This window comes from Pseudoalteromonas sp. SR43-2 (genome assembly GCF_014163885.1).
GTDB classification, from domain to species: Bacteria; Pseudomonadota; Gammaproteobacteria; order Enterobacterales; family Alteromonadaceae; genus Pseudoalteromonas; species Pseudoalteromonas distincta.
Genome location: NZ_JACJED010000014.1, coordinates 81541 through 106383, shown reverse-complemented (window position 1 = coordinate 106383; position 24843 = coordinate 81541). Strand labels below are relative to the sequence as shown.

General features: G+C 40.0%; 21 protein-coding genes. 10 read left to right on the top strand and 11 right to left on the bottom strand.

Going from position 1 to position 24843, the window contains the following annotated elements:
- The first annotated feature begins 205 nt into the window (after nt 1-205).
- Nucleotides 206-415: a cold-shock protein gene (locus tag H5120_RS12960; protein ID WP_002959120.1), complete on the top strand. Its 210-nt coding sequence runs from the start codon at nt 206-208 to the stop codon at nt 413-415.
- An 82-nt stretch (nt 416-497) separates the two neighbouring features.
- Entirely contained in the window at nt 498-1280 is a 783-nt protein-coding gene (locus H5120_RS20120; RefSeq protein ID WP_310735977.1) for a transporter substrate-binding domain-containing protein, read from the top strand.
- A gap of 2 nt (nt 1281-1282) precedes the next feature.
- Here the strand turns inward: H5120_RS20120 and H5120_RS12950 are convergent, their stop codons facing one another.
- From H5120_RS12950 to udk, 3 genes are all read right to left on the bottom strand, one after another.
- Nucleotides 1283-1993, bottom strand: a complete 711-nt coding sequence (locus H5120_RS12950) for an ABC transporter substrate-binding protein (RefSeq protein WP_182672722.1) — start codon at nt 1991-1993, stop codon at nt 1283-1285.
- A gap of 292 nt (nt 1994-2285) precedes the next feature.
- Complete coding sequence (locus H5120_RS12945; RefSeq protein ID WP_039488805.1) at nt 2286-3512, bottom strand: NupC/NupG family nucleoside CNT transporter; 1227 nt, start codon at nt 3510-3512, stop codon at nt 2286-2288.
- A 17-nt stretch (nt 3513-3529) separates the two neighbouring features.
- Nucleotides 3530-4162, bottom strand: a complete 633-nt coding sequence (udk, locus tag H5120_RS12940) for a uridine kinase (RefSeq protein ID WP_024596281.1) — start codon at nt 4160-4162, stop codon at nt 3530-3532.
- A 192-nt stretch (nt 4163-4354) separates the two neighbouring features.
- Here udk and H5120_RS12935 point away from each other — a divergent pair, with 192 nt between their 5' ends.
- The 3 genes from H5120_RS12935 to H5120_RS12925 all read left to right on the top strand — a co-directional run bounded on the left by H5120_RS12935 (nt 4355) and on the right by H5120_RS12925 (nt 6565).
- On the top strand, nt 4355-5587 hold the full coding sequence (locus H5120_RS12935) for a phosphopentomutase (RefSeq protein ID WP_149592761.1): 1233 nt from the start codon (nt 4355-4357) through the stop codon (nt 5585-5587).
- Nucleotides 5587-6288 carry a purine-nucleoside phosphorylase gene (gene deoD / locus H5120_RS12930; RefSeq protein ID WP_182674817.1) on the top strand — a complete coding sequence of 234 codons (702 nt, stop codon included), beginning with the start codon at nt 5587-5589 and terminating at the stop codon, nt 6286-6288. The genes H5120_RS12935 and deoD overlap by 1 nt, the downstream gene beginning before the upstream one ends.
- Nucleotides 6289-6391: 103 nt before the next feature.
- Nucleotides 6392-6565 (top strand): hypothetical protein, encoded by a 174-nt coding sequence (locus H5120_RS12925; RefSeq protein WP_182674814.1) that lies wholly within the window; start codon nt 6392-6394, stop codon nt 6563-6565.
- 532 nt (nt 6566-7097) lie between these two features.
- Here the strand turns inward: H5120_RS12925 and H5120_RS12920 are convergent.
- Nucleotides 7098-7988, bottom strand: a complete 891-nt coding sequence (locus H5120_RS12920) for a TPR end-of-group domain-containing protein (RefSeq protein WP_182674812.1) — start codon at nt 7986-7988, stop codon at nt 7098-7100.
- A 902-nt stretch (nt 7989-8890) separates the two neighbouring features.
- On the opposite strand from H5120_RS12920, the gene katG reads away from it, so the two are divergent.
- Nucleotides 8891-11071, top strand: coding sequence for a catalase/peroxidase HPI (gene katG / locus H5120_RS12915; RefSeq protein WP_182674810.1), 2181 nt, complete (start codon nt 8891-8893; stop codon nt 11069-11071).
- A 103-nt stretch (nt 11072-11174) separates the two neighbouring features.
- Here katG and H5120_RS12910 read toward each other — a convergent pair whose 3' ends face one another.
- A complete protein-coding gene (locus H5120_RS12910) occupies nt 11175-11747 on the bottom strand; it encodes a short-chain dehydrogenase (protein ID WP_182674808.1) in 573 nt (190 codons plus the stop codon).
- 191 nt (nt 11748-11938) lie between these two features.
- Here H5120_RS12910 and arfB point away from each other — a divergent pair, with 191 nt between their 5' ends.
- Entirely contained in the window at nt 11939-12352 is a 414-nt protein-coding gene (gene arfB, locus H5120_RS12905) for an alternative ribosome rescue aminoacyl-tRNA hydrolase ArfB (protein ID WP_002959105.1), read from the top strand.
- 125 nt (nt 12353-12477) lie between these two features.
- Here arfB and eat read toward each other — a convergent pair whose 3' ends face one another.
- Genes eat through H5120_RS12890 form a run of 3 tightly spaced genes read right to left on the bottom strand, consistent with a single transcriptional unit; the run spans nt 12478 to nt 16231 of the window.
- Nucleotides 12478-13881 carry an ethanolamine permease gene (eat, locus tag H5120_RS12900; RefSeq protein ID WP_182674806.1) on the bottom strand — a complete coding sequence of 468 codons (1404 nt, stop codon included), beginning with the start codon at nt 13879-13881 and terminating at the stop codon, nt 12478-12480.
- Between the two features lie 59 nt (nt 13882-13940).
- The gene (gene eutC, locus H5120_RS12895; protein WP_182674804.1) at nt 13941-14828 is read right to left on the bottom strand and encodes an ethanolamine ammonia-lyase subunit EutC; all 888 of its coding nucleotides are present in this window, start codon (nt 14826-14828) and stop codon (nt 13941-13943) included.
- A complete protein-coding gene (locus H5120_RS12890; protein ID WP_182674802.1) occupies nt 14825-16231 on the bottom strand; it encodes an ethanolamine ammonia-lyase subunit EutB in 1407 nt (468 codons plus the stop codon). Before H5120_RS12890 ends, eutC begins: the two co-directional genes overlap by 4 nt.
- Nucleotides 16232-16450: 219 nt before the next feature.
- On the opposite strand from H5120_RS12890, the gene H5120_RS12885 reads away from it, so the two are divergent.
- Nucleotides 16451-17407 (top strand): helix-turn-helix domain-containing protein, encoded by a 957-nt coding sequence (locus H5120_RS12885; protein ID WP_182674800.1) that lies wholly within the window; start codon nt 16451-16453, stop codon nt 17405-17407.
- Nucleotides 17408-17825: 418 nt separating this feature from the next.
- Here the strand turns inward: H5120_RS12885 and arfA are convergent, their stop codons facing one another.
- The 3 genes from arfA to H5120_RS12870 form a co-directional block, all read right to left on the bottom strand.
- The gene (gene arfA / locus H5120_RS12880; RefSeq protein WP_182674799.1) at nt 17826-18026 is read right to left on the bottom strand and encodes a ribosome alternative rescue factor ArfA; all 201 of its coding nucleotides are present in this window, start codon (nt 18024-18026) and stop codon (nt 17826-17828) included.
- A 204-nt stretch (nt 18027-18230) separates the two neighbouring features.
- Nucleotides 18231-20771 carry a TonB-dependent siderophore receptor gene (locus H5120_RS12875; protein ID WP_182674797.1) on the bottom strand — a complete coding sequence of 847 codons (2541 nt, stop codon included), beginning with the start codon at nt 20769-20771 and terminating at the stop codon, nt 18231-18233.
- 254 nt (nt 20772-21025) lie between these two features.
- A complete protein-coding gene (locus H5120_RS12870; RefSeq protein WP_182674796.1) occupies nt 21026-21979 on the bottom strand; it encodes a sensor histidine kinase in 954 nt (317 codons plus the stop codon).
- A gap of 224 nt (nt 21980-22203) precedes the next feature.
- Here H5120_RS12870 and H5120_RS12865 point away from each other — a divergent pair, with 224 nt between their 5' ends.
- Together H5120_RS12865 and hemH are read left to right on the top strand one after the other, a co-directional pair.
- Nucleotides 22204-23532, top strand: coding sequence for an HD domain-containing phosphohydrolase (locus tag H5120_RS12865; RefSeq protein WP_024597460.1), 1329 nt, complete (start codon nt 22204-22206; stop codon nt 23530-23532).
- Between the two features lie 74 nt (nt 23533-23606).
- Nucleotides 23607-24626, top strand: coding sequence for a ferrochelatase (hemH, locus tag H5120_RS12860; RefSeq protein WP_024597461.1), 1020 nt, complete (start codon nt 23607-23609; stop codon nt 24624-24626).
- The last annotated feature ends 217 nt before the right edge of the window (nt 24627-24843 follow it).

Genomic DNA, 24843 nt, shown 5'->3' with positions numbered 1-24843 from the left:
TGATTATAGATAGGTACTTGACATATTTTAAAAAATCTATATAGTGGGCTGCAGCTAGAAAGAAAGCATGTAAGCTATAAATCTCCATTTCGATGTTGTATAAGTAATACTTGTAGTACCGTCCTGAAGTTTTTAAAGTACCATCTCATTTTTTGCTACACCCGCTCTTATGAGCATATTTTTTATTTTATATCAGGATATTACAATGTCTAACATCGTATCAGGTACAGTTAAGTGGTTCAACGAGTCTAAAGGTTTTGGTTTCATCGAGCAAGAAAATGGCCCAGACGTTTTCGCACATTTCTCAGCAATCAAAAGCGAAGGTTTCAAAACTTTAGCTGAAGGCCAACGTGTAGAGTTCACTCTTTCACAAGGTCAAAAAGGTCCACAAGCTGATAACATCACAGCTGTATAATTTTACTTTTTAAGTAAAATGAAAAAAAGCGCTTAAGGCGCTTTTTTTGTGTCTGAAATTTGACACAACCTAAGCTGCACCTATTATTAATGTAAGTTCATCAGTAGGTATCGTTATCATTAAATCCTTCCTTATACTTGTTTTTATATTTATTAGTCATTACGCACAGGCTGAAGATTTCAAGCTCACGGTCTACACTGAGCACTTTTCGCCATACAATTTTGAAAACAAAGCGGGTCAGCTTGTTGGCATAAATCTCGATATTGTAAAAGATGTATGCATTGCGTCAGACATTACCTGTGAATTTAAAATACTTCCTTGGAAACGTGCTTACAGCTTAGTCCAAAAAGAAAAGCATTCAGGTATTATCTCTATCGCTAAAACATCTCAAAGAACGCCTATTTTTAATTGGGTAGGGCCTTTGGCATCCAGTGAAACATTTTTTTATAAACTTAAAAAAAATACTCAGTTAAAAATGAATAGCTTAAATGAAGCTAAGCAGTTTTCACTTGCTATCGTAAGAGGGGATATTTACGAATCTATAGTTAAAAAAGTAGGGTTTGAAGCAGGTAAAAACCTTTTGTCCATAGGTGATGAAAAGCAATATATGCACTTGTTTTTAAATAGTAAAATAGATTTGATTTTAGGCTCTGAATACACCATTGGTTATCAACTTTCGCCTTTTGGGTATAGTGAAGACGATGTCGTTAGGCTGCAGGAATTACCATTACCTGAGATAGCAGGTAACTACATCGCGTTTAATAAATCAGTACCCAATTACATTGTAGAGCGTTTTAATAGGGAGTTTGAAAAGCTTAAAAAGAAGGATAACTTTTCGGCTTATAAAAAACGTTATAAGCGCTAATGTTAGTGCCTGTAAGGCAGCCCTTTCTTTTGCTTTATTTTTAAAAATGCAGCTTGCAGTGCTTCTATTAAATGCATATCTGTTTTTTTATTTGCAGCTAAATAAGCATCAATTGTTAGCTCATCTATTTTATAAATAAACTTTAAGTGTGCTGGTTTGAGCTTTAGATAATCACTCATCTGCTGCATGAACAAAGGATCATCTACAATTAAATCTACTTTTTTAGCTAGTAGTAAAGAGTATGACTTTTGAATATCAGAGGTTAAAACAACTTCAAACCCCAGTTTTGCGAGGGTTTGTGTTGAAAAGTCATTGCGCTGCATAGCAATTTTGTACACTTTGGCTTGTTCAGTAGTGTTTATAATAAGATCATCTCGCTCTGATAGGCCAATAAAGCCTAGTTCAAAACGTCCGACAGGTCCTATCCAATAAAATTTGTCTTCTCGCTCTACAGTGCGTGCAAGGCTGTATATAAAGGTATTTTTAAGCTCATCTGCAATTTTATAAGCACGTGCCCAAGGGTACATTTGAATGTTAGGTGTTAGATCAGCCTCAGCAAATATATCTCTAATAAATTGAGTGCCTTCACCTGCTACCTCACCATCAATCAACACCTGGTTTGGCGGTGCTAACTCTGTAACAACAAGGATGGGTTCTTTTGCTTGAACATACACAGAACAAATTAAAAAAAGAGAATAAAGAATATATTTCACAATAGCGGATCGTTAGTCGGTTAGCTTAAGTAATATAAGTGTGGATGAAAATACGAAAAACACAAAAAATATTTATGTGAATTTGTTACTAAGATATTGGTTTATTTGAGTTATATAACCATAAATAAGGTTAAATAGCTTGAAGGTTGGGGAGTGTATAAATGTGGAAGGCCTAAAACGATAAAAGGGCCTTGCGGCCCTTGGTGAAGTATCGTTCAAGTCAGATAGAGCTTTAACCCCTTAAAGCGCTATCCTCTTGTTTTGCAACACCGGTGTTCATCTCAATAAGTTTCTAAGCTAGCGAGAGGAAAAACCCAGCAATTGCTGCGCTCATAAGGTTAGCCATAGATCCTGCTAACACTGCTCTGAGCCCTAAGCGTGCGATATCCTTCCGCCGACTAGGCGCCATACCGCCTAACCCACCTAGTAAAATGGCTATCGATGATAAGTTAGCAAAGCCACATAGAGCAAAAGTAACAATTGCTTGTGTGTGCGCGCTTAACGTATCACGATAATTTATAAAGTCTAAGTAAGCAACAAACTCGTTCACTACTATCTTTTGACCAATAAAGCTGCCGGCTATAATTGCCTCATCCCATGGCACACCTAGTAACCATGCAACAGGAGCAAATACATAACCTAATATTTCTTGAAGCGTTAATGTTGGGTAATCAAACCACCCACCAATACCACCTAATAAACCGTTTAGTAGTGCAATTAGCGCTACAAAAGCAAGTAACATTGCACCTACATTAAGTGCTAAATGCATACCGTTTGCTGCACCTGATGCTGCTGCATCAATTACATTTACAGGCTTATCTTCGTCATCTAAATCTAAATCAGCTAAGTTATCTTTAGGTGTTTCAGTTTCTGGCACAATCATCTTGGCCATTAAAAAACCGCCTGGAGCAGCCATAAAGCTCGCTGCTATTAAATACTTAAGATCTACACCAATAATAACATAACCGGCCATTACAGAGCCTGCCACAGTGGCTAAGCCACCTACCATTACTGCAAACAATTCCGATTTAGTCATTGTTGCTATAAATGGCTTAACTATCAGCGGTGCTTCAGTTTGGCCAACAAAAATATTTGCCGTCGCTGAAAGCGATTCTGTGCGAGAGGTTTTCAATAATTTTTGTAAACCACCGCCTAAAATCCTAATTATCCAATCCATAATGCCAAGGTGATACAACACAGCAACAAGTGCTGAGAAAAACACGATAACGGGCAAAACTTGAATCGCAAAAATAAAACCTAATGTGTCTTGTGAGGCAAGTGGGCCAAACAAAAAACCAATACCGTCGTTTGCATAACCAATAACCGACGATACGGCTGCTGACATGCTCGTTAACACATTTTTTCCTGCTTCAAAAAACAGGACAAAACCGCCAATAACCACTTGCATCGCAAATGCTATACCAACGGTTCTCAAATTAATTGCCTTGCGATTAGTTGATGCCGCAAAGGCAATGCTTAGTAGCACACACATGCCTACTAAGCTCATAAATGTTGTCATACAAATGTTTCCCGTTGTTATTCTTGTAGTAAATATTTTATCTTACTTTTTATTATATCAATCGCAACGCGGTTCATGCCGCCTCGAGTCACAACTAAATCTGCGTTATGCTTAGAAGGCTCAATAAATTGATAAAACATCGGTCTAACAGTTGCTTGATACTGCTCAACAACAGATTGTAATGTTCTGCCTCGTTGCTCCATATCACGTTGCATACGACGCATTAAGCAAATATCTAAAGGCGTATCTATAAACACCTTAATATCAAATTCTTTATTAAGCGCTTTGTCACTCAATAATAAAATACCTTCAACAATGAGTATTTTAGCAGCAGGCACTCGGCGAGTTTTCTCGCTACGTGTATGCTGTGCATAATCATACGTTGGTACTTCAACTGAATTTCCACTACGAAGCTGTGTTAAATGCTCAAGCATTAACGCATGTTCAAATGCATCAGGATGGTCGTAATTCGTTTGCGTACGATGCGCCATCGGTAAATGCGACTGATCCTTGTAGTAAGCATCTTCTTCAATAATGGCGATAGCGCCTGGTTCAAGCTCATTAACCAATTCATTGTATATAGTTTGGCTAAAAAGAGATTTGCCCGACGCAGACGCGCCTGCAATAGCTATAATAGTAGTTCGTGTCACTAAAGTTCTCACCCACACAGAAGGATATATTGTTGGTAGATCACAATAGCAAAAAAGACACGATTAATCTCTTTTGCTTCGCTTAAGAATGCAAATTTATAATGTTTAGGTTTTATGAAACAGGACTTTTGTCCTGTACGGAAAAATCGATCAGCGGATAAAGTAACCACCTAGAATCAAAGTGAGGTCAAAATGGCAAGAGCAATTATCTTAATGGCAGATAGCCTAGGAATCGGTGCAGCACCAGATGCAGATAAATTCGGCGATCTTGGGGCTAATACATTCGCTCACTTACTAAAAGCATATTACGACGAAACAGGCGCTGCATTATCGCTTCCTAACCTATCAAAACTTGGGTTAGTGGATGCATGTGAAGCTGCCGGTGGAGAACCGTGTTTAATTTCAGACCGCCAAGCTTCTCAAGGAGCATGGGGTTACGCTAAAGAATTATCTAGCGGAAAAGACACGCCATCAGGTCATTGGGAAATGGCAGGAGTACCTGTGTTATTTGATTGGGGATATTTCCCAAAAACACAGCCAAGTTTCCCACAAGAATTTATAGACGAGTTTATAGCTCGTACTGGTATTCCTGGCATTTTAGGCAACTGCCATGCATCGGGAACAACCATTTTAGAACAGCTAGGTGAAGAGCACGTAAAAACAGGTAAACCAATCTGTTACACCTCAGCTGATAGCGTGTTTCAAATAGCCGCGCATGAAGAGTCATTCGGCCTAGAGAAGCTTTATCAAGTTTGCGAAATCGCACGGGCGCTACTTGATGAAATGAATATAGGACGAGTGATTGCGCGGCCATTTTTGGGTTCAAATAGCCAAGACTTTGCTCGAACGGGTAACCGTCGCGACTATTCAGTGCTTCCGCCAGCACCAACATTGCTAGATGTACTAGCAAAAGACGGCGGCGAAGTAATTAGTATTGGTAAAATTTCAGATATTTACGCGCATCAGGGCATAACCCAAAAGCATAAAGCACCCGGGCTTATGAACTTGCTAGAAAAAACCAGTGAAGTAATGAAAAGCGCACCAGAACATAGCTTAATATTTACTAACCTAGTTGATTTTGATGAAAAATTTGGTCATCGCCGTAACCCAGTAGGTTATGCAAAAGCATTAAAAGAATTTGATGACTATTTACCAACTATACTAAAGCAGTTAAACGCAGATGACATATTAATGATCACTGCAGATCACGGTTGTGACCCAACCTTTCCAGGTTCTGAGCACACTCGCGAATACGTACCGGTTATTGCATATAAACCAGGTATGAGTAACACACCACTAGGTGAGCGCAACAGCTTTGCAGATATCGGTCAAACACTGGCACAGTGGTTTAACTTATCTGCGCTTGATTACGGCGACAGCTTCTTAAATGAGCTAACAACGCCAAATAAAAAGGAAAACAATTAATGAGTACTCCGCATATCAGTGCAAACGTTGGTGATTTCGCCGAAACAGTATTAATGCCAGGCGATCCGCTACGTGCGCAATATATTGCTGAAAACTTTTTAGATGATGCAGTACAAGTTACAGGTGTTCGTAACATGTACGGTTTCACTGGTACTTACAAAGGTAAGCCAGTAAGCATCATGGGTTCAGGCATGGGCATTCCATCAATGTCTATTTATGCACGTGAGCTAATTGTAAGCTTTGGCGTTAAAAATATTATACGTATTGGTACGTGTGGCGGTATTGGCACAGATATCAAAATCCGTGACGTAATTTTTGCACAAGGTGCAAGCACAGATTCAAACGTAAACCGTGCACGTGTTCGTGGCTACGACTTTGCTGCTATTGCTAACTTTGACTTACTTTTAAACGGTGTAATCGCCGCTAAAGAGCTAGGAATAGAAGCAAAAGTAGGTAACGTATTTACAACCGACACTTTCTACCAAGCAGACGACTCATTCTATAAAGATTTAGACAAGTTAGGCATGCTAGCAGTAGATATGGAAACAGCTGGTTTATACGGCGTTGCAGCTGAATACGGCGCAAACGCAATGGCATTATTTACAGTAAGTGACCACGTAATTACTGGCGAAGCAACACCTGCTGATGAGCGTCAAAGCACGTTTAACGAAATGGTTAAAATTGCATTAGAGTCTATCTAATCAATATAACAGTTCCTTGGTAACGTATTCACTAAGTTTTGGAGACACGCCCAAAGTGAAGTGAGACTAAACCTCCAAAGCCGCATTTTATGCGGCTTTTTTTATGCCTGAAGAAAATGAGCCACTATACAATATTGCATCGCATTTTGACGTGATTCGCTGTGTTGTAGGCGCAGAGCTTGCTCGCGCGAGAAGCGCAGCTTCTAATTACTTAATCACCCATCCTAAAAACTACGTTTTTAAACGCCTGCAAGCAGCGCGTCTACAGGTAAATTAAATTGCTGAGTGTAAGTTTCTCAGGTAGGCGCTAAGCTTGCTCGCGCGAGAAGCGCAGCTTCTAATTACTTAAGCTAACTACTCTAAAAGCGCAGCATCTCTAAACCTATTTGTGTATAACAGCCCTAAAAAACAATATGCACGCAGAGAAGAAAAGGAGGAGCAAATGAGAAGAGCAAAACCAATGCTGACTCGGCATTATAAAAGTACAATCGTTGCTTCAAAAGCTTATAACCTGCGTCAACAGAAGTGTTTATACTAAGTTTAGAGTATGACTTGTTGCTCATGTTAGAGGCGCAACTTCTGATTATTTTAACTTCTAAGCTCTCCTCTAAAAGCGCAGCGTCTCTAAACCTCTTTGTGAATTAATCACTTTAGATCTTAACTCTACTGTAGCGCTAAGCTTGCTCGCGCGAGAAGCGTAGCTTCTAATTACTTAATTACACAACAAACTTTACCTTTAAAAACAAAAAAAGGGCCAAGGCCCTTTTTTATGATGTTACGCCTAATCATACAGGCTAAATACTTAGTGCTTAAACGGCTTCACCCGCTACTATCGTATTAAAGCTGTCGTTGTCATGTAGGCTTGCAAATGCGCTTTCATGTAATAGTTCATTACGTAAGTTTGGAGAGTATTCAAGCGCCATTTTAATATCGGCTAAGGCATCAGCATGCTTATGTGTTAGTGCATAAGCACATGCTCGTTGCCAATAGGCATAACCATAGTCACTATCTATATCAATAGCTTGATTACACAGCTCAATGGCTTGTGCTGTTTCATTAATTTCTAGTAGTGCATCGGCTTTATAAGCAATGGCTTCCACATCTTCTGGTTTGCGATTGAGTATTTCATCAAAAATTTCAATCTTATTTGCAAAATCACTTTCTAGGTTTGCGCGCATCCACAACGAATGAACTTCGTTAGTCACCGATATGCGCTCTTGGTTGCTAAGTATTTCTTCTGAGCGTACGCGTAGTTTTTCTTCAAGAATTTTTAATCGGTCTTCATACTCGTCTGTAATTACACTCACACGCGTATTTACAATATCTTCTACTTTGTTTTTAACATCACGCAACGAGTTCCAACCCACTAAAACTAAAATCGACGCCGTAGCGGTAATTATAAAAAATACATTATTAATGGTATCTGTAGTGTACGTTAATGCGCGATCGGCAGTATCAAGCTGCGCATGAGTAACTTGCTTAGTTACATCTTCACGAAGCTTTTGCTGATCTTGCCTAACTGCTTTTAGCTCATCTAATATGTAACGCTCCATTAGCGGCTTATACATAGGCTCTTTGAGTTGTTGAAGAGCTTGCTGTTCTTGTTGTGCAGTAGGTGAAGCTGGTTGTTTTTCAGCAGAATTCACTATGCCCGAAAACAAAGTTAAACAAACAAAAAGTACAGATAGGTAATAACGCATTGGTACGCCTAATTAAATTAATTACTGTAATAACTTTAACATGCAGGGCTTAATGGCACTAGGGCGTGTTTACTTTTCAGGATTAAAATTGACCGAATTTAGATAGGAGCAATAGTTGTAAGGATTTTTTAGCCTTACGAGCTTAGCAATAATAGAGTAAAGCGTGAGCATATTACCCATGCTCAGGTAATTTAAGTAAAAATAGGCAAAAAAAACCAGCTCAAGGTGAGCTGGCAAAAACTGCTTAAAACAACAATATGTCGTAGGGATTCACAGGAGAACAACTTCATACTAACTGAATCTTTATGAACAAATACTTAATTCAATTCAACTAGTTAAAAATATAAGAATACTCAAAGTATTCGGTTTATAAAGTAAAGGTGCATTGGGCTTAAGTAATGCACCTTTATCATTATAACTATCTAACTACAATTTCATGGTGAAGGGGGGTATTCCAATGTGCACTTAAGTAAACTAAAGCCACTTTCAAACCCTTCACATACCATTACGCCGAAATTTTTCAATTCGATCACAGGTCTAGTAAAAAGATTAAGGTTGATTCACCGATTTTGTATTTTTATTTTGCGTAATACCTTATATGAGCGCCATCTAACCTTTTTACTATTATTTTAAATGCGACTTTAAGCCTATCGTTAAATACATCATTAACGTAAGGGCAATCAAAAATATAAATTGGAGCAATCGTTTTAAATAGTATGTTGAGGCTGGCGCAGCATAATTTATACGCCTATATTAAGAATACGTAAGCACTTAGGTAGGTAAGCTGAGTAAAAGTAAGCCTATTAAATAAAAATAACCGTTACTTTTTAAAAAGTTATAAACACATAAGCAATAATACTGATTGATTAAGTATTTTACCTTTCTATTATAAGGATTTCACAATGAGCAACCCAACAGCGGGTAAATGCCCTGTTATGCACGGTAGTAATTCAGTTGTTTCTAAAGTAAACACCGATTGGTGGCCAAACACACTCAACTTAGACATTCTTCATCAACACGATACTAAATCAAATCCATACGGTACTAATTTTAACTACGCAGAAGCATTTAAATCTTTAGATTTAGACGAAGTAAAAGCCGACTTAAAAACCTTTATGACCGACAGCCAAGATTGGTGGCCTGCCGATTGGGGTCATTACGGTGGTTTAATGATTCGTATGGCATGGCACTCTGCGGGTACGTACCGTTTATCTGACGGTCGTGGCGGCGCAAGTACCGGAAACCAACGTTTCTCGCCTTTAAATTCATGGCCAGATAACGCAAGCTTAGATAAAGCACGCAGACTTTTATGGCCACTTAAGAAAAAATACGGTAACAAACTTTCATGGGCCGATTTATTTATCCTTGCAGGTAACATGGCATACGAATCAATGGGGCTAAAAATTTATGGCTTTGCAGGCGGCCGTGAAGACATTTGGCATCCAGAAAAAGATATTTACTGGGGAGCTGAAAAAGAATGGTTAGCACCAAGTGATGAGCGCTATGACAATGTAGAAAAACCAGACACCATGGAAAACCCATTAGCGGCGGTACAAATGGGCCTAATTTACGTTAACCCTGAAGGTGTTAATGGTATACCAGACCCTCTTAAAACTGCGGCTCATGTACGCGAAACATTTGCACGCATGGCAATGGATGACGAAGAAACCGCAGCATTAACAGTGGGCGGCCATACAGTGGGTAAAACCCACGGTAATGGTAAAGCAGAGCATTTAGGCCCAGAGCCAGAAGCAGCTGATGTACACGAGCAAGGTTTAGGTTGGAACAGCACTAAAGAAGGCGGCTTTGGTCGTCATACTGTAACTTCGGGCCTTGAAGGCGCATGGACTACACACCCAACAACATGGGATAACGGATACTGCCACTTACTTTTAAATTACGAATGGGAACTCACTAAAAGCCCAGCTGGCGCTCATCAGTGGGAGCCTGTAAATATTAAAGAAGAAGACAAACCAGTAGATGTAGAAGATCCATCAATTCGTTTAAACCCAATGATGACCGATGCCGATATGGCCATGAAAGTGGATCCTGCGTACCGTAAAATTATTGAGCGTTTTTATAACGATTTTGAATACTTCTCTGATGTATTTGCACGCGCATGGTTTAAGCTAACTCACCGCGATTTAGGTCCTAAAGCATGTTACTTAGGTAAAGACGCGCCAAGCGAAGACCTAATTTGGCAAGATCCAATCCCAGCCGTTGATTACACATTATCAGACGATGAAATCACAAGCTTAAAAGCACAGCTACTTGATTGCGGTGTAAGCGCGAATGATTTAATAAATACAGCGTGGGATAGCGCGCGTACGTATCGTGGTTCTGATAAACGCGGTGGCGCAAATGGCGCACGTATTCGTCTAGCACCACAAAAAGATTGGCAAGGTAACGAGCCAGAGCGCTTAGCAAGTGTACTCAGTGCCCTTGAAAAAGTACAAGCGGGTTTATCTAAGCCAGTAAGCATGGCCGATTTAATCGTCTTAGGTGGCACAGCGGCTGTAGAGCAAGCGGCAAAACAAGCCGGTGTTAATGTAACAGTACCATTTGCACCAGGGCGAGGAGACGCAACAGATGAAATGACTGATGCAGAATCGTTTGATGTACTAGAACCCATTCACGATGGTTTTAGAAACTGGCTGAAAAAAGATTACGCAGTATCAGCTGAAGAGTTATTACTAGAGCGTAGTCAGTTAATGGGCTTAACAGCGCCAGAAATGACTGCTCTTGTGGGCGGCATGCGTGTACTAGGCACAAACTACGCAGGCACTAAACATGGTGTATTTACTGATAATGTAGGCACGCTATCTACCGACTTTTTTGTAAACCTAACCGACATGGCCAACAACTGGAAGCCACTTGAGCCAGGTCTTTACAATATTGTTGAACGCAAAACAGGCACCATTAAATGGACTGCCACACGCGTAGACTTAGTGTTTGGTTCAAACTCTATTTTACGTGCACTAAGTGAGTTTTATGCACAAGACGATAATAAAGAACGTTTTGTACATGACTTTGTAAATGCATGGGTAAAAGTAATGAACGCAGACAGGTTCGATCTTAAATAATCTGTACGCTAAATAAAAACGCGGGAGTATTGAATACTCCCGCGTTTTTTACGCGTTTTAATTTCACGGATAGATAAGCCCGCTTTTTTTAAAGCAATAAAACTTATAAAAGTGCAAAAAGCTTTTGTAGTTGTGGCATATATTCGCTCACAAGTTCAAGGTTGTTTTCGCTTACTAAAGATTCTGTAGACTCCTCAGCTGCGCTTGATGACTTACCAAATGAACCCATTAATGAGCTAGCGCCTTTATCTTTAGCACTTTTCATACTTTGAAAACCGCCCATTACTTTATTAGCAGTTTCTTGATTATCAGCCGAAAGGCCCGATTTAAGATTTTCGATATAAGCCATTGATACTTCAGAACCTACAGTTACTAGCTGCTCTGGCGTAAAACCGTAACGGTTTGTAACACTCGCAAAGCTTTTGTACAGGTCTTGTTCTTTAATCATGCTTAATGCGCTGTTAGCTAAAGAGCTTTGTTCGCCAACATTTTGATCTGCAGAGCCACCTAGCATACTTGCTAAATCTAAGTCTTTTAACGACTCTTGGCTGCTTGCCCAGCTAGTTACGGCTGGCAGTGCTTTCATATAGCTTTGAAGTTGACCTTCGTTAATATCTTCTGCAAGGCTTGAGAAACTCATCGCTAATAAGCTAAGTGATACAAGTATTTTTTTCATTGAGCATTTCCTAGTATTAAAGTAGTGCCAATTAGAAACTAATAAGCAACACTTGCCAACACAAAATAAAATATTGGCTGATTTATAGTACAATTTATGAGAATTTATTTAAGTTCTAAGAATTTAGTTGATTCACCACAAGCTAATGTACTGATGATATAATACATTTTTGACAAATAGAGCTGAACACAATGTTAACAATTTCAAATACTGTCACTATCGATGAATGGGAACTAGAGCTCACAGCTATTCGTTCGCAAGGTGCCGGTGGTCAAAATGTTAATAAAGTCGCAAGTGCAATTCATTTACGTTTTGACATTAACCGCTCTAAATTACCTGACTTCTACAAAGAACGCTTACTTGCCTTAAATGATACAAGAATTACCAAAGACGGCGTCTTAATTATTAAAGCGCAAAGCCATCGTACCCAAGAGCTAAATAGAGAAGATGCCCTTAAGCGTTTAAAGGATTTAATTCTTAGTGCTACGGTAGTTAATAAGGCGCGCCGAGCCACCAAGCCCAGCCGTAATTCACAGCGAAAGCGCATGGACAAAAAAACCAAACATGGGCAAAACAAAGCGCTACGCGGCAGCATAAAGTTTTAGCTTTAAATGGTATTAATAAAGTAGAGAAGGGGCTTGATGTTTACATGCAGGCACTATTTTTACACCGTGTTGCTTGTATAAAAATATAAGTGAGGGCTAGCCTCACTTATAATAACTATTAATATTTACTTAGCCATTTCTAAATCAGATTCTGCATCTGCCAACATTGCAAACTCTTCATCAGAGCTTTTAGCAACTAAGTGTTTTGAGCTGTAGCCAAAGTAATATACGGCGCCCACAATAAACAGCATCATAGTGTATAAAAATGCACGAGGGTCGAACGCATACACACCGGTTAATGCTATAAGCGAAAGCACTAAAGCAATACTTGAAGTTACTACACCACCAGGGGTTTTATACGGGCGAGGTAAATCAGGTTGTTTAACGCGTAGCAAAATATGGCTCAGCGCCATCAATGCATACGATACAGTTGCACCTACTACAGCCATTGCAAGTATTAAATCACCCTCGCCACTGAGTGATACTAAAAAACCAAATACGGCAGGTACAATCAACGCACGTGCTGGCACTTTGCGATTAGTCGTAATCGACAACGAACGCGATAAATATCCGGCTCTAGATAAAGCAAACACTAAGCGACTATAACCATAAATAATAGAGAAAAACGAAGCAACTAAACCCGCAAGCCCTAATATATTTACTACAGTTGCTAAGCCCTCACTACCCGATGCATTTAATGCATCAACCAAAGGTACAGCACTTGCGCCCATTGCAGCAGCACCGCCAGCGCCAGGCACTAAAACAACAACTAAAAAAGCAGTAAATAACAAAAAGATCATTGCACCAATAATGCCTTTTGGCACATCTTTAGCGGGATCTTTTGCCTCTTCTGCAGCAAGCGGTACACCTTCCACCGCTAAAAATAACCACATGGCAAACGGTAATGCAGCCCAAACCCCGTACCAACCTAAAGGTAAAAACTCACTGGCTCCCACTGCATCGGTTACGGGGACGTCAAATAAGCGTGATGCATCAAAATTTGTAATTAAAACAAAAGCCGTTGCAATAATAGCTAATACTGCTAAACCACTTATTACCATCATTACTTTAAGTGCTTCTCCTACGCCTGCTAAATGAATTCCCACAAATAGTAAGTAAAATAATGCATATACCCATGGTCCATTAAATCCAGTGAGGGCTTCAACTGCAGAGCCTATAAAAATAACAATAGCAGCGGGTGCTAAGGCGTATTCAATTAATACCGCAAGCCCGGTTAAATAGCCTCCCGCAGGCCCCATAGCTTGGCGCGCAAAACTATAACCACCGCCTGCTGCAGGTATTGCAGCTGACATTTCAGCAAGCGACAATACCAGCGCTAAATACATAACTGCCATTAACACTGCAGCAATGGCAAAGCCACCCCAACCCGCTTCGGCAATACCAAAGTTCCAACCTGCAAAGTCACCCGATATTACATACGACACACCCAAACCTGCGAGTAATAACCACCCCGCAGTACCTCGTTTTAACTGTCTTTTAGCAAGGTACTCTGTATTATTAGTAGACATAACCCTTCTCCGTTGATGTTTAGTTTTTATTGTTTTATTTCATGTGTTTTTAATTAAAATTACTCAGCAATTAAAAAGTTAGTGGTTGAAACCTGATGCTCAATTACATCGTCTTGTGTACGGTCTTTTAAATTAACCCCAGTTAGTTTTAGTTTTTTAGCTTCACGTAATAAGTACAGCGCACGCCTAGCCGCTTCTGTATAAGGTAGGCCTGCTGGGCGAATATTCGATATGCAATTACGACATGCATCGTTAAGTCCTGTTTTAGGCTCCCATGTTAAATACAAGCCAAGGCTATCTGGCGAACTAAGTCCTGGGCGCTCTCCTATTAACACCATAACTACCTGCGCATTTAGCAACTCACCTATATCGTCGCCAATTGCTACTCGACCTTGTTCAACCAAAGTAATGGGGGCAATTTTAAATTGCTTGTCTGTTGTAAGGTGCGCTAATAGCTCTGTTATAAATGGGCATGCATTTTTTTGTACTGCTAACGAGGAGAGTCCATCAACCACTACAATCGCTAAATCGTATTTAGCCTGTGTAGTGTGCTTTTGTTTATTCATATAGCTGAGAAGTATTTGCCTACCATTTTCATCAAGCTTGCGGCCTAAATCGGGTCGCTGAAGGTAAGTAACCCTGTCAACGGCTTGGCTGTGTAAATGCAGGGGAGGGGCAACCTCTTTTAGAGCACTAATACTGCCTAGTTGCTCAGTCATTTTGTTAATATCAAGCGGAAAACTCACCGCATCGCGTGCTTGTGCATGAGATAGCTGAAAAGCCAGCATTTCTGAGGTGGGTAAACTTATACCCGCACGCCCAAGCCCAATACGGGCGTCGGTAAAACGACGTAAATCACTCCAAGGGTTATGCACTACATTACCGTTATTTTTATGCTCGTTTACTGAGTCATCTAAAGGAGTGCTCTGTTTTAAACGTGATTTCATGAGCCACCTCCAGTAATTGCACCCAGAGGTTTAGCAAAAGCGGGAGGCAAGGTATCTGAAAGTGTAATATCGGAAGTGCTTTGCATTATTTTCATTTTGCTTAGCCATGCTTCAAACTCGGGGGCAGGTCTAGAGCCAAGTACACGGCGAACATATAATGCATCATGAAACGACGTAGTTTGGTAATTAAGCATAATATCGTCAGAGCCAGGTATTCCCATTACAAACGAGCAACCAGCAACACCTAATAGCGTAAGCAAGTTATCCATATCGTTTTGATCAGCCTCTGCATGATTGGTGTAACACACATCGCATCCCATCGGTATGCCTAGTAACTTAGCGCAAAAGTGATCCTCAAGTCCTGCTCGGGTAATTTCTTTACCATCAAACAAATATTCAGGGCCAATAAACCCCACCACGGTATTTACCAGTAACGGGTTAAACTTACGAGCAACGGCATAAGCGCGAGCTTCGCACGTTTGCTGATCAAGCCCATGATGCGCATTTGCAGAAAGCGAGCTGCCTTGCCCAGTTTCAAAATACATCACATTATTGCCAACAGTGCCGCGCTTTAAACTCAAAGCCGCATCTTGCGCTTCAGCTAAGGTATTTAAATTAAAACCAAAACTTGAATTAGTAGCCTCTGTGCCACCAATTGATTGAAATACTAAATCAACCGGTGCGCCAGCTTCTATACATTCAATGGTGTTAGTAACATGGGTGAGCACGCAGCTTTGGGTCGGTATGGCGTACTTTTGGATAACATCATCCATTAACGTCATTAATTTAATGGCTTGGGCAACGTTATCGGTTGCAGGGTTTATACCTATTACTGCATCGCCATTACCGTATAGCAGCCCATCAAGCATACATGCAGCAATACCATTAATATCGTCAGTTGGGTGATTTGGTTGTAAACGTGTAGATAAATGCCCAGGGAGGCCAATAGTATTTCTAAAAGCACTCGTAACATGGCACTTTTTAGCAATTAATATGAGATCTTGATTGCGCATTATTTTGCTAACTGCAGCAGCCATTTCCGGTGTAATACCTTGCCTTATACTTGCAAGTACAGCAGGTGTTGCAAAGTCACTTAAAAGCCAATTACGAAAATCGCCTACGGTTAAATGTGCAATAGCCATAAAGGCATTCGCATCGTGCTCGTCAATAATTAAGCGTGTAATTTCGTCATCTTCGTAGGGAATAAGTACCTCATTTAAAAATGTTTTAAGAGGAATATCCGCCAATGTCATTTGTGCCACAGCACGTTCTTGTGCTGATTGTGCAATTACGCCCGTTAAGCGAACACCCGAACGCTGAGGTGTAGCTTTAGCCATTAACTGGGCTAAGTTCTTAAATTTATAAGTGTGTGTACCTAAAGTGTAACTGTACGCTTGCCCCATGATTTACTCCACATAGCTAATATGATCAACCTTGGTATAGGTTTTGCTGCATCTTTAGCTATAAATCAATATTGAATAGTTACAAGACAGCTTATTTTGTACCAAGTAACTATCGAATTTCGGCAAAAGATTATTTATTAATCCAATTCAATTGGTTACATACGTAAAGCGGTGTTAACTTAACCATAATAAAAGTGTAACGAAAAAGAGCATCCCTATATGGCGCAGCAAAGTAGCTACAACGCACCACTAAAGAGCAAGGTGCAAACACACGATATAGACGAGCAAGCCTATAGCCTTACTCAATGGCAGCAAAAATACGATCAAATGAGCGACGGCAGCTTTTATGGTTGTATTGAAGAAACGGATTACGCCAATATTCATGTGTTTAAAGAATACACTGAGCGAGCGCTTCGTCAGCAATGTAACATAGCCCCTAATTCGGTTTGGCTTGGTATTCCTTGTCTGTCGCAGCAAAGTAAAATTAATGGTTTAGGTGTGGCAAGTAATCAATTTATGTGCCGTACAAGTGATAACGACTTTGAGCTGATAACCCCCGAGCAATTTAATATTTATGGTTTGGTAATCGATTGGAACTCAATTGAATATATGGCGCAGCTCCAAGGCGTAACATTGAAAAACCTGGCATCTGCACAATCAGCTCGTTTATCAGTGAGCAACTCATCTTTGCAAACGGCAAGACAAATAATTAATAGCATGGTTGTAGGCAAGGGCTTCGGACTTAGAACCGAATCACAGCAAGATATGCTAAACATGTTGGCACTACACTTATTACAAGCAGACAATCCGCAGCAAAATATTGCGCCAAGTTATAAACACCGAAAAGCCGTAGTAGATAAAGTAAAAGATTACGTGGCCACAAATCCACAAAACCCAATAACAATAACCGAGCTGTGCGAGCTTTCCTTTGTAAGTAGGCGCACACTTCAGTATAGCTTTGAGAGTATTTTAGGAATTAACCCTTTGCGGTTTTTACGTTTAACACGCTTAAATAATGTAAGGCGAGAGCTAAAAAAACCAAACCAAGATAAGCCTATTTCAGTAATAGCAGCCAATTGGGGATTTTGGCACGCGGGACAATTTGCTAAAGATTACACGCAACTATTTGGTGAAAACCCATCACAAACAGTTAAAAATAATAGTTTTAAAGGTTAAAAATGACACTTCTAACTTGAGTATAAGCACCTGTAGACGTGCAGCTTGCTGGCGTTTAAAAGCACCGCTTTTACATTTAGTCGGCTGCATTAGTAACAAGTAACTTAATCACCACCGAGAAGTGAAGGAGAAAACAAGGAGCAGTGACTAACATTACTCGTGTTTTCTTTGTGTAACGCACAGCGCCTCGATGGTGAAATATCATATAGCTTAAAAAAATGGACTTTGTCTGCTCATTTACTCCTCTTTTTCTTCTCTTTGTGCATTCATATTTTAAGGGCTGTTATTCACAAAGAGGTTTAGAGGCGCTGCGATTTTAGAGGACAGCTTGGAAGTTAAAATAATAAAGAACTAAAAGTAAAAGCGAGGTATAAAACCTCGCTTACTATATTCAAAAGCCCTATTTGATCGGTGCTATTTAAGCCGCGATTAAATAGGACACTTGTCCTGAATGCTTGTTGTTGCGTTTAAACGAGCCTTTGCCTTTTTTAGCTTTAACCACTTGTGGTTTAAATAATTTAGAGGTGACCATCGCCGCTAGTGCATTGTGGTTTATAACGCCTCGTCCTGTGTCTACCGCGCTGGTGTTTACGGTTTTTGCTTTAGATTTTTTAGTCATATATTTCCTATCAACTAATGGTTATTTTAAGTTAAATAATAAAGAGGCCTTTATATTGGCCTATTTAAGAGATGGCGATTGTAGGCTTAATTTTCAACCGCGCAAGTATTTTTAACATCCATTTGGTAGTTTTTTAATAATAAAAAAGCATAAAAAAAGCGCAGTTAATAACTGCGCTTATAATTACTTAGTTTACTTTATAAATTAAAAGCTAAAGCTTACTTTTGCGTAATACGTTCTGCCGTCAAAGCCGTATGGCAATGCGCGTACAGGGTATTTAAATGCGCCGTTGGTGATAAAATTAAGTACTTCGTCGTCGCCTAATTCATCTGGTGTTTCGTCAAATACGTTATCGGCACCTACCGAAAGCGCAAACATGTCATTAATTTGGTAACTAACATTTAAATCAACTAACACAGCAGACTCAACCGTACTTGTTGGTTTAAATGAACCCGTAGGCGAAAGCTCACCTGGTAATGAAATATGGTCGTTACCAAAGTATTTTACGTCTGTTTCGCCAAAGTAGTTAAAACGAATGGTTGATGTGTAGGCATCGCGTTCGTAGTCAAACGTAAGCGTTGCACGTTCGCTCGGTTGTCCGTCGGTAAAAAAGCTACGTTGTAAATCGTCAAAAGCAACCGCTTCAGGAATACCGTCTTCTGCGTTTACGCTGTCTATTTTAGTATCGTTTAGGTTACCTGCAAAGGTTACTCCTAAATTACCGCCTTCAACTTCAGTGCGGTACGATGCAATAATATCAACACCTTGCGTAGTAGAATCAACCGAGTTTGAGAAGTAGTTAGCTTGCACTGCACCAGTTGCTTGTAGCGCTGCAACCGCTTCTGAGCTAAACGATACATCGTCAGCCGAAAGCAAGCTGCCAAGTGTAATACGGTCTTCAATTTCAACACGGTAAAAATCAACCGTTAACGAAAGCTCGCTTGTTACATCGTAAACAAAACCTGCGCTATAGTTAGTTGATGTTTCAAGCTCTAAGCTATCTACGCCTAACGCACTTGGGAAGGCTGTACCGGTGTTTGCAGTGAACGACTGCGTTAACGTGCCGTCTGAGCCTAAGTTAGTTGTAAAAGCTGTATAACCACTTTGTTGAAGTGATGGCGCTCTAAAACCAGTAGACAGTGCACCACGTACTGCAAAGTCATCTGAAAATTCATAACGTGTTGCTAATTTACCAATTAAATCATCCCCAGCATCTGAGAAATCTTCATAGCGTAGTGCACCACTTACGTTCCATGCGTCGGTGATCATAGTTTCTACGTCTACATAAACTGCGTAGCTGTTACGGTCGCTGTCGTTAGCCGCTTCAGGGCGAAGGCCGTTATAAGCCTGAAAACCACACTGTGCAAATTGATCCGGATCGTTTACTGATGGGTACGAAGTATCCATATTTGCTAACCCACACGCGTATGATGCTTCATCGCCAGGCACTATTTCGTAGTTTTCTTTACGGTATTCGGCGCCTACTGTTACATATAAAGGCTCACTACGGCCAATATCTAAAATACCGTTTACATCAAGGTTAACCGTTGTTTGATCGAATCTAAAACCACCTGAGTAACCGCCAGTAGGCCCTGAGTTTGCTGCAATGTCGGCATCGCTTGCACTTGGGTTATTAAATAAATACTCAGCCGCGTAAGAAGCATTTAATGTATTGCGTGATGTAAAATCGTATTGGTTTTCACCATAAACAGCAGATACATCGTAAGTCCAATCTGTGTTTATATCGCCTTTAAAACCAAGCGCTACTGAAATATCTTGTGCTTCGTTATATATGCGCGGTAAAAAACCATCGCTGTATACTTGTGTTACGTTTTTAGAGGCTTCGTTAAAGTTACGGTAAAAACCATTACCCAGCGCCGTGCGCTCAGAGTAGCCACCAAACGAGTAAAGCTCGCCGTCGCCCATTGGTAATGCCATGTTGTAAAATAACGACGTAAATTCACTTTCTGAGTTACCTTGGCCCCAGCGTACATCTTCACTTAGTGTACCTGGTTCAACATTAAGCGAACCACCCGTATCGCGCTCTGCACGGTTAGTGCCGTCGGCATCACGGTACTCAAGCGATAGGTTAATGAAGCCGCCTTCGTTACCTAATTCAAAACCACGGTTTAAACCTGCTGAAATAGTGTCGCCGTCACCTTCACTTGTGCCGCCGTATTGTACAAAACCCGTTGTAATACCGGTTGAGTTATTAAGAGATAAGTTAATAACACCTGCAATAGCGTCAGAGCCATACTGCGCTGCAGCGCCGTCGCGTAATACTTCAACGCCTTTAAGCGCTGTTAGCGGAATGGCATTCATATCAGTACCCGCAGCGCCTGCGCCTACTGTACCGTTAAGGCCAAAAATTGATTGGTTATGACGACGTTTACCATTTACTAATACAAGGGTTTGATCTGGTTGTAAGCCACGAAGTGTTGCAGGTCTAAATAAATCTGAACCGTCTGATACTTGTGTACGCGAAAAGTTAAATGAAGGCGCTGTCGCTTGAAGGCTTTGGCCTAATTCGGTAAAACCACCTTTAGTTAAATCATCTGCGTCAATTAAATCAATAGGAGAAGAAGACTCTGTAGAGGTGCGGTTAGATACACGCGACCCTAATACAGATATTTGCTCTATGTTTTTAGCAGCTTGCACAGGTGCTTCTTCTGCGTTAACAATGCTTGGTGCGCTGAACGCGAAAGCAACGGCTACAGCAAGTGTGTTTAAACGGTATGTTGACATAGTGACGACCCTGTTTTTTTGTATTCTTAATAATATGTGTGTGGTTATGATGCTCATAACCTGTTGCAAACATCCTAGCAACATATGCAAACAAAAAGAAATGAAAAAAACTAAATATTTGGTCTAAGTATGCAAATAAATTTCAAGATAAGAAAAAACCACCTTTAATCGATTAAAATACATGCTGCAAGGGCATTAAACTTCAAAAAAAGATCTGTTAACTTTTTATTTACATTGTGGTTTTGTTCGTTAGTTTACGCTTTTAAAGGTAATAGGCAGCGAATGGTCGTACCTGTGCCTAATGTACTGTTAACTTCTATTTTTCCACCGTGATCGCTCACCATAGCGTATACAAGTGTCATACCCATACCGGTGCCTTTTCCTACTTCTTTTGTTGTGTAAAAAGGGTCAAACATATGCGCTATTGTGTCTTCACTCATTCCACAGCCATTATCTTTTACCTCAATACAGATATTTGTGTCTAGTTCAAAAATATTGACTTCAATAATGCAGCCTTTTTCTAAATCAAGCTCGCATGCTTGCCAAGCATTCATTAATAGATTTACAAAAATTTGATTAATTGACGATAAATTGCACCAAATAAGTGGTAGTGGTTCAAACCGCGTTTTTATCTCGCATAGTTTGAGTTTGTTACTTAATAATCTTAAAGCATTATTAGCACCCGTTGTTACATCGGTTAGTTGCTTATCTTGCGAGGAGGATGGGTGGGCAAAGTTTAATAAGTCATGCACAATTTGTTTTATTCGTTTGAGTCCTTCAACGCTGTCGTTAACTTGTCCCTGCAAATTGTTATAAAGCCACGCATACGGATACTGTAAATTGAGTATGTCTATTTCGTGTTTAAAACGGCTCTCTTTAATTTCATTGTTTAAGTATTGCTCGTTAAGTTTTAGCAACGTGATAAGCAAAGGGGTAGAATTTTGTAAGCTTTCTATATTACTCATTGCATAGGCAAGCGGGGTATTTATTTCGTGGGCTACGCCTGCACAAAGCGTTCCTAAGGTTGCCATTTTTTCGGTTTGCACAAACAGCATTTGCTGGTGTTCTAAATCGGCTACTTTTTTTTGTAGTTCATTATTTATGGCAACTAAAACGGTGCTTTTATCTTTGAGTAATTGTTCTGCGGCCAAGCGCAGCTTTTGTTCGTTTAAAAAAGCACGTTCAAAATTACCATCTGATCCATTCATTCCTTTCATCCATATAGATAACTTTATACTTAACGTTTAGTCGTCTGTATGCAAATTTGCAACTTTAGTGCAGCCAAGTCCTAATTTTATGCATGAGTAATTATCCACTTATTGCTAATAACTCCATTATATAAATACCACTTAATATAAAAGGTAGTCACAAACACACCATAGAATATTTTTTTAAGCTATTATTTAACCAGAAGTAATTTAAAGGCGACTCAATGACTCAAGTAACACCAAGCACACCAATAAATCAGGTTGATGTACTTTGCATTGATGATGATGAAATAGTACTACGTACGTTAACACGACTACTTGAAGTAAATGGCTTAACGGTTATTGTTTGCGATAATCCGCAAAACGCATTAACACTTTTTAAAAATCATGAGTTTGGTTTAATTATTAGCGATATGCGTATGCCGGTAATGAACGGTGCCGAGTTTTTAGAAAAAGCGCGTGCGCTGGCACCCGACACCCAACGCATTTTATTAACCGGTTACGCCGACATACAAACCACCTTAGCGGCTGTTAATCAGGGCCAAATAAATGGTTATATTCAAAAGCCTTGGCAAAACGATTTATTACTTCGTAGCATTAGAGATAGCCTAGAAAAATTTGCACTAAAAAAACAAAATCAAAAATTAGAGGCACAAGTTAAAGCGCAAAACCAAGAGTTGCTAGAGCTTAATAATTCGCTTGAACAACGGGTAGAAAAACGCACCTTACAAATCAAACAGGTTTTAAAAAAGCTTGAAGACGCCAACGAGCGCGAAAAACAAGAGCATAAATCGACCGTAGAGCTGCTATATAATTTTGTTAACGCAAACCCTTACCTAGATGGCAACAAAGCACAAAATATTGCTAATACCTGCACACAAATAGCACTTTACTTAAACTTGTCGCAAAAAAGCATTGATCTTGCCCCTATGGCTGGTTACTTGGCGCAAATAGGCTTGCTTGCTATGGATCCTGATCTTTATAAAAAACCAGTTAACCGCTTAAACGAGCAACAACGCAAAACCTTTTATACTCACCCAAGTACTGCACAATTAATGTTAATGCCAGCAATACATTTACATGACTTGTCGGATGCTATTTATTATCAGTTTGAGCGCTTTAACGGAAACGGAATGCCCAAAGGCCTTGCCGGAAACGACATACCAATAGGCGCTATGGTGCTAGGTTTAGCGCGCGACTATTGGGATGCGTTTGAGCAGAGCAATGCAAGTGATGAAAAGCAGCGCCACGATGACGCACTCGAAAGTGTAAAACTTTATAGTGGATCGTTTTATCATCCTAAAATTGTACGTGCACTTGAAGCAAGCCATGCAAAACTACACGAACAAAAAAGTTCAGCAGGATCAGTGCTAATTTGTAACGCCCATGAACTCAAAGATCAAATGGTACTCGGCCATGCTCTACACAGCCATACGGGCATAATGTTGCTGCCCAAAGGTCATGTATTTGGCAGTAAATCGATAGAAAAACTCCAACAGCTAGAATCGAAAAAACCAACTCCGTTCAGAATAATGGTGAAAACTGCTAAATGATTGATCTAAACCGCAGTTTTTTTCGTTACAATGTGCATAAAATAGATTATTGAATTTGCTTGAAGGAGCACTCTGTGTCGCGATTTTCTGCGGTTACTGACAACCCCCATGATGGGCGTTTTAACCAAAAAACGGGAATACTGCTAACTAACCTAGGCAGCCCTGATGCACCAACAGCGGCTGCGCTTCGTACATATTTACGCGAATTTTTATCAGATCCACGCATTGTAGAAATACCACGCTTGGTATGGATGATAATTTTACATGGCATTATTTTACGCGTACGCCCAAAACGTTCGGCTAAATTATACGAGAGTATATGGACCGAAAACGGCTCACCGCTTACTCACATCACTCGCCAGCAAAGTGTAAAGTTAAATACCTTATTAAAAGAGCAAGGTTATACCAATACTGAAGTAGTAATGGCAATGCGTTATGGCAACCCTTCAATAGAGGCAGGTCTTGAAGAGCTTCGTGATAAAGGTTTAACGCGTATAATTATTTTACCAATGTACCCGCAATATTCTAGCCCAACTACGGGTTCTACGTTTGATGCTGTATCGAGCGTACTGCGTAAATGGCGCTGGGTGCCAGAGCTTCATTTTATAAATGGCTATCATAAAAACACCCGTTATATTGAGTCACTTGCTAATAGTATTAGTGAGGATTTAGAAGCGAATGGTATGCCACAAAAAATTGTTTTTTCGTATCACGGTATGCCTAAATTGTTTTTAGATCGCGGCGATCCGTACCATTGCCTATGTTTACAAACCACGCGTTTAGTTGTCGAAAAACTAGGCCTTGATAAAGACAAAGTAATTAGTACTTTTCAAAGTCGATTTGGTAAAGCAGAGTGGTTAAAGCCTTATACCGACGCAACTCTTGCAGCCTTACCTGATGAAGGTATTACCGATGTAGCTATTATAAGTCCTGCTTTTAGCGCCGACTGCCTAGAAACACTTGAAGAGCTAGAAGGTGAAAACCGTGAAATATTCGAAAACGCAGGCGGCGAAAAATACCGTTACATAGCGGCACTAAACGACAGAGACGACCATATAGAAGCTGTGTTTGATGTTATAAAACCTATGTTGTAATCCAAGCTTACTAAAGCTAAATATATTTCGCATTAAGCGGTGTTAAAATTAACACCGCTTTTTTTGTTTTTAGGGCTTTTAAAATTTTGTGTAGAGGGGCAGCCATGGCAGCATGTAAAAACGTAATTTTTAGGTGAGTAAGTAATCAAAAGCTGTGCTTCTCGTGTAAGAAAGTGCTCTACAAGTCATACTCTTAAACTTTGGTATAAACACCTGT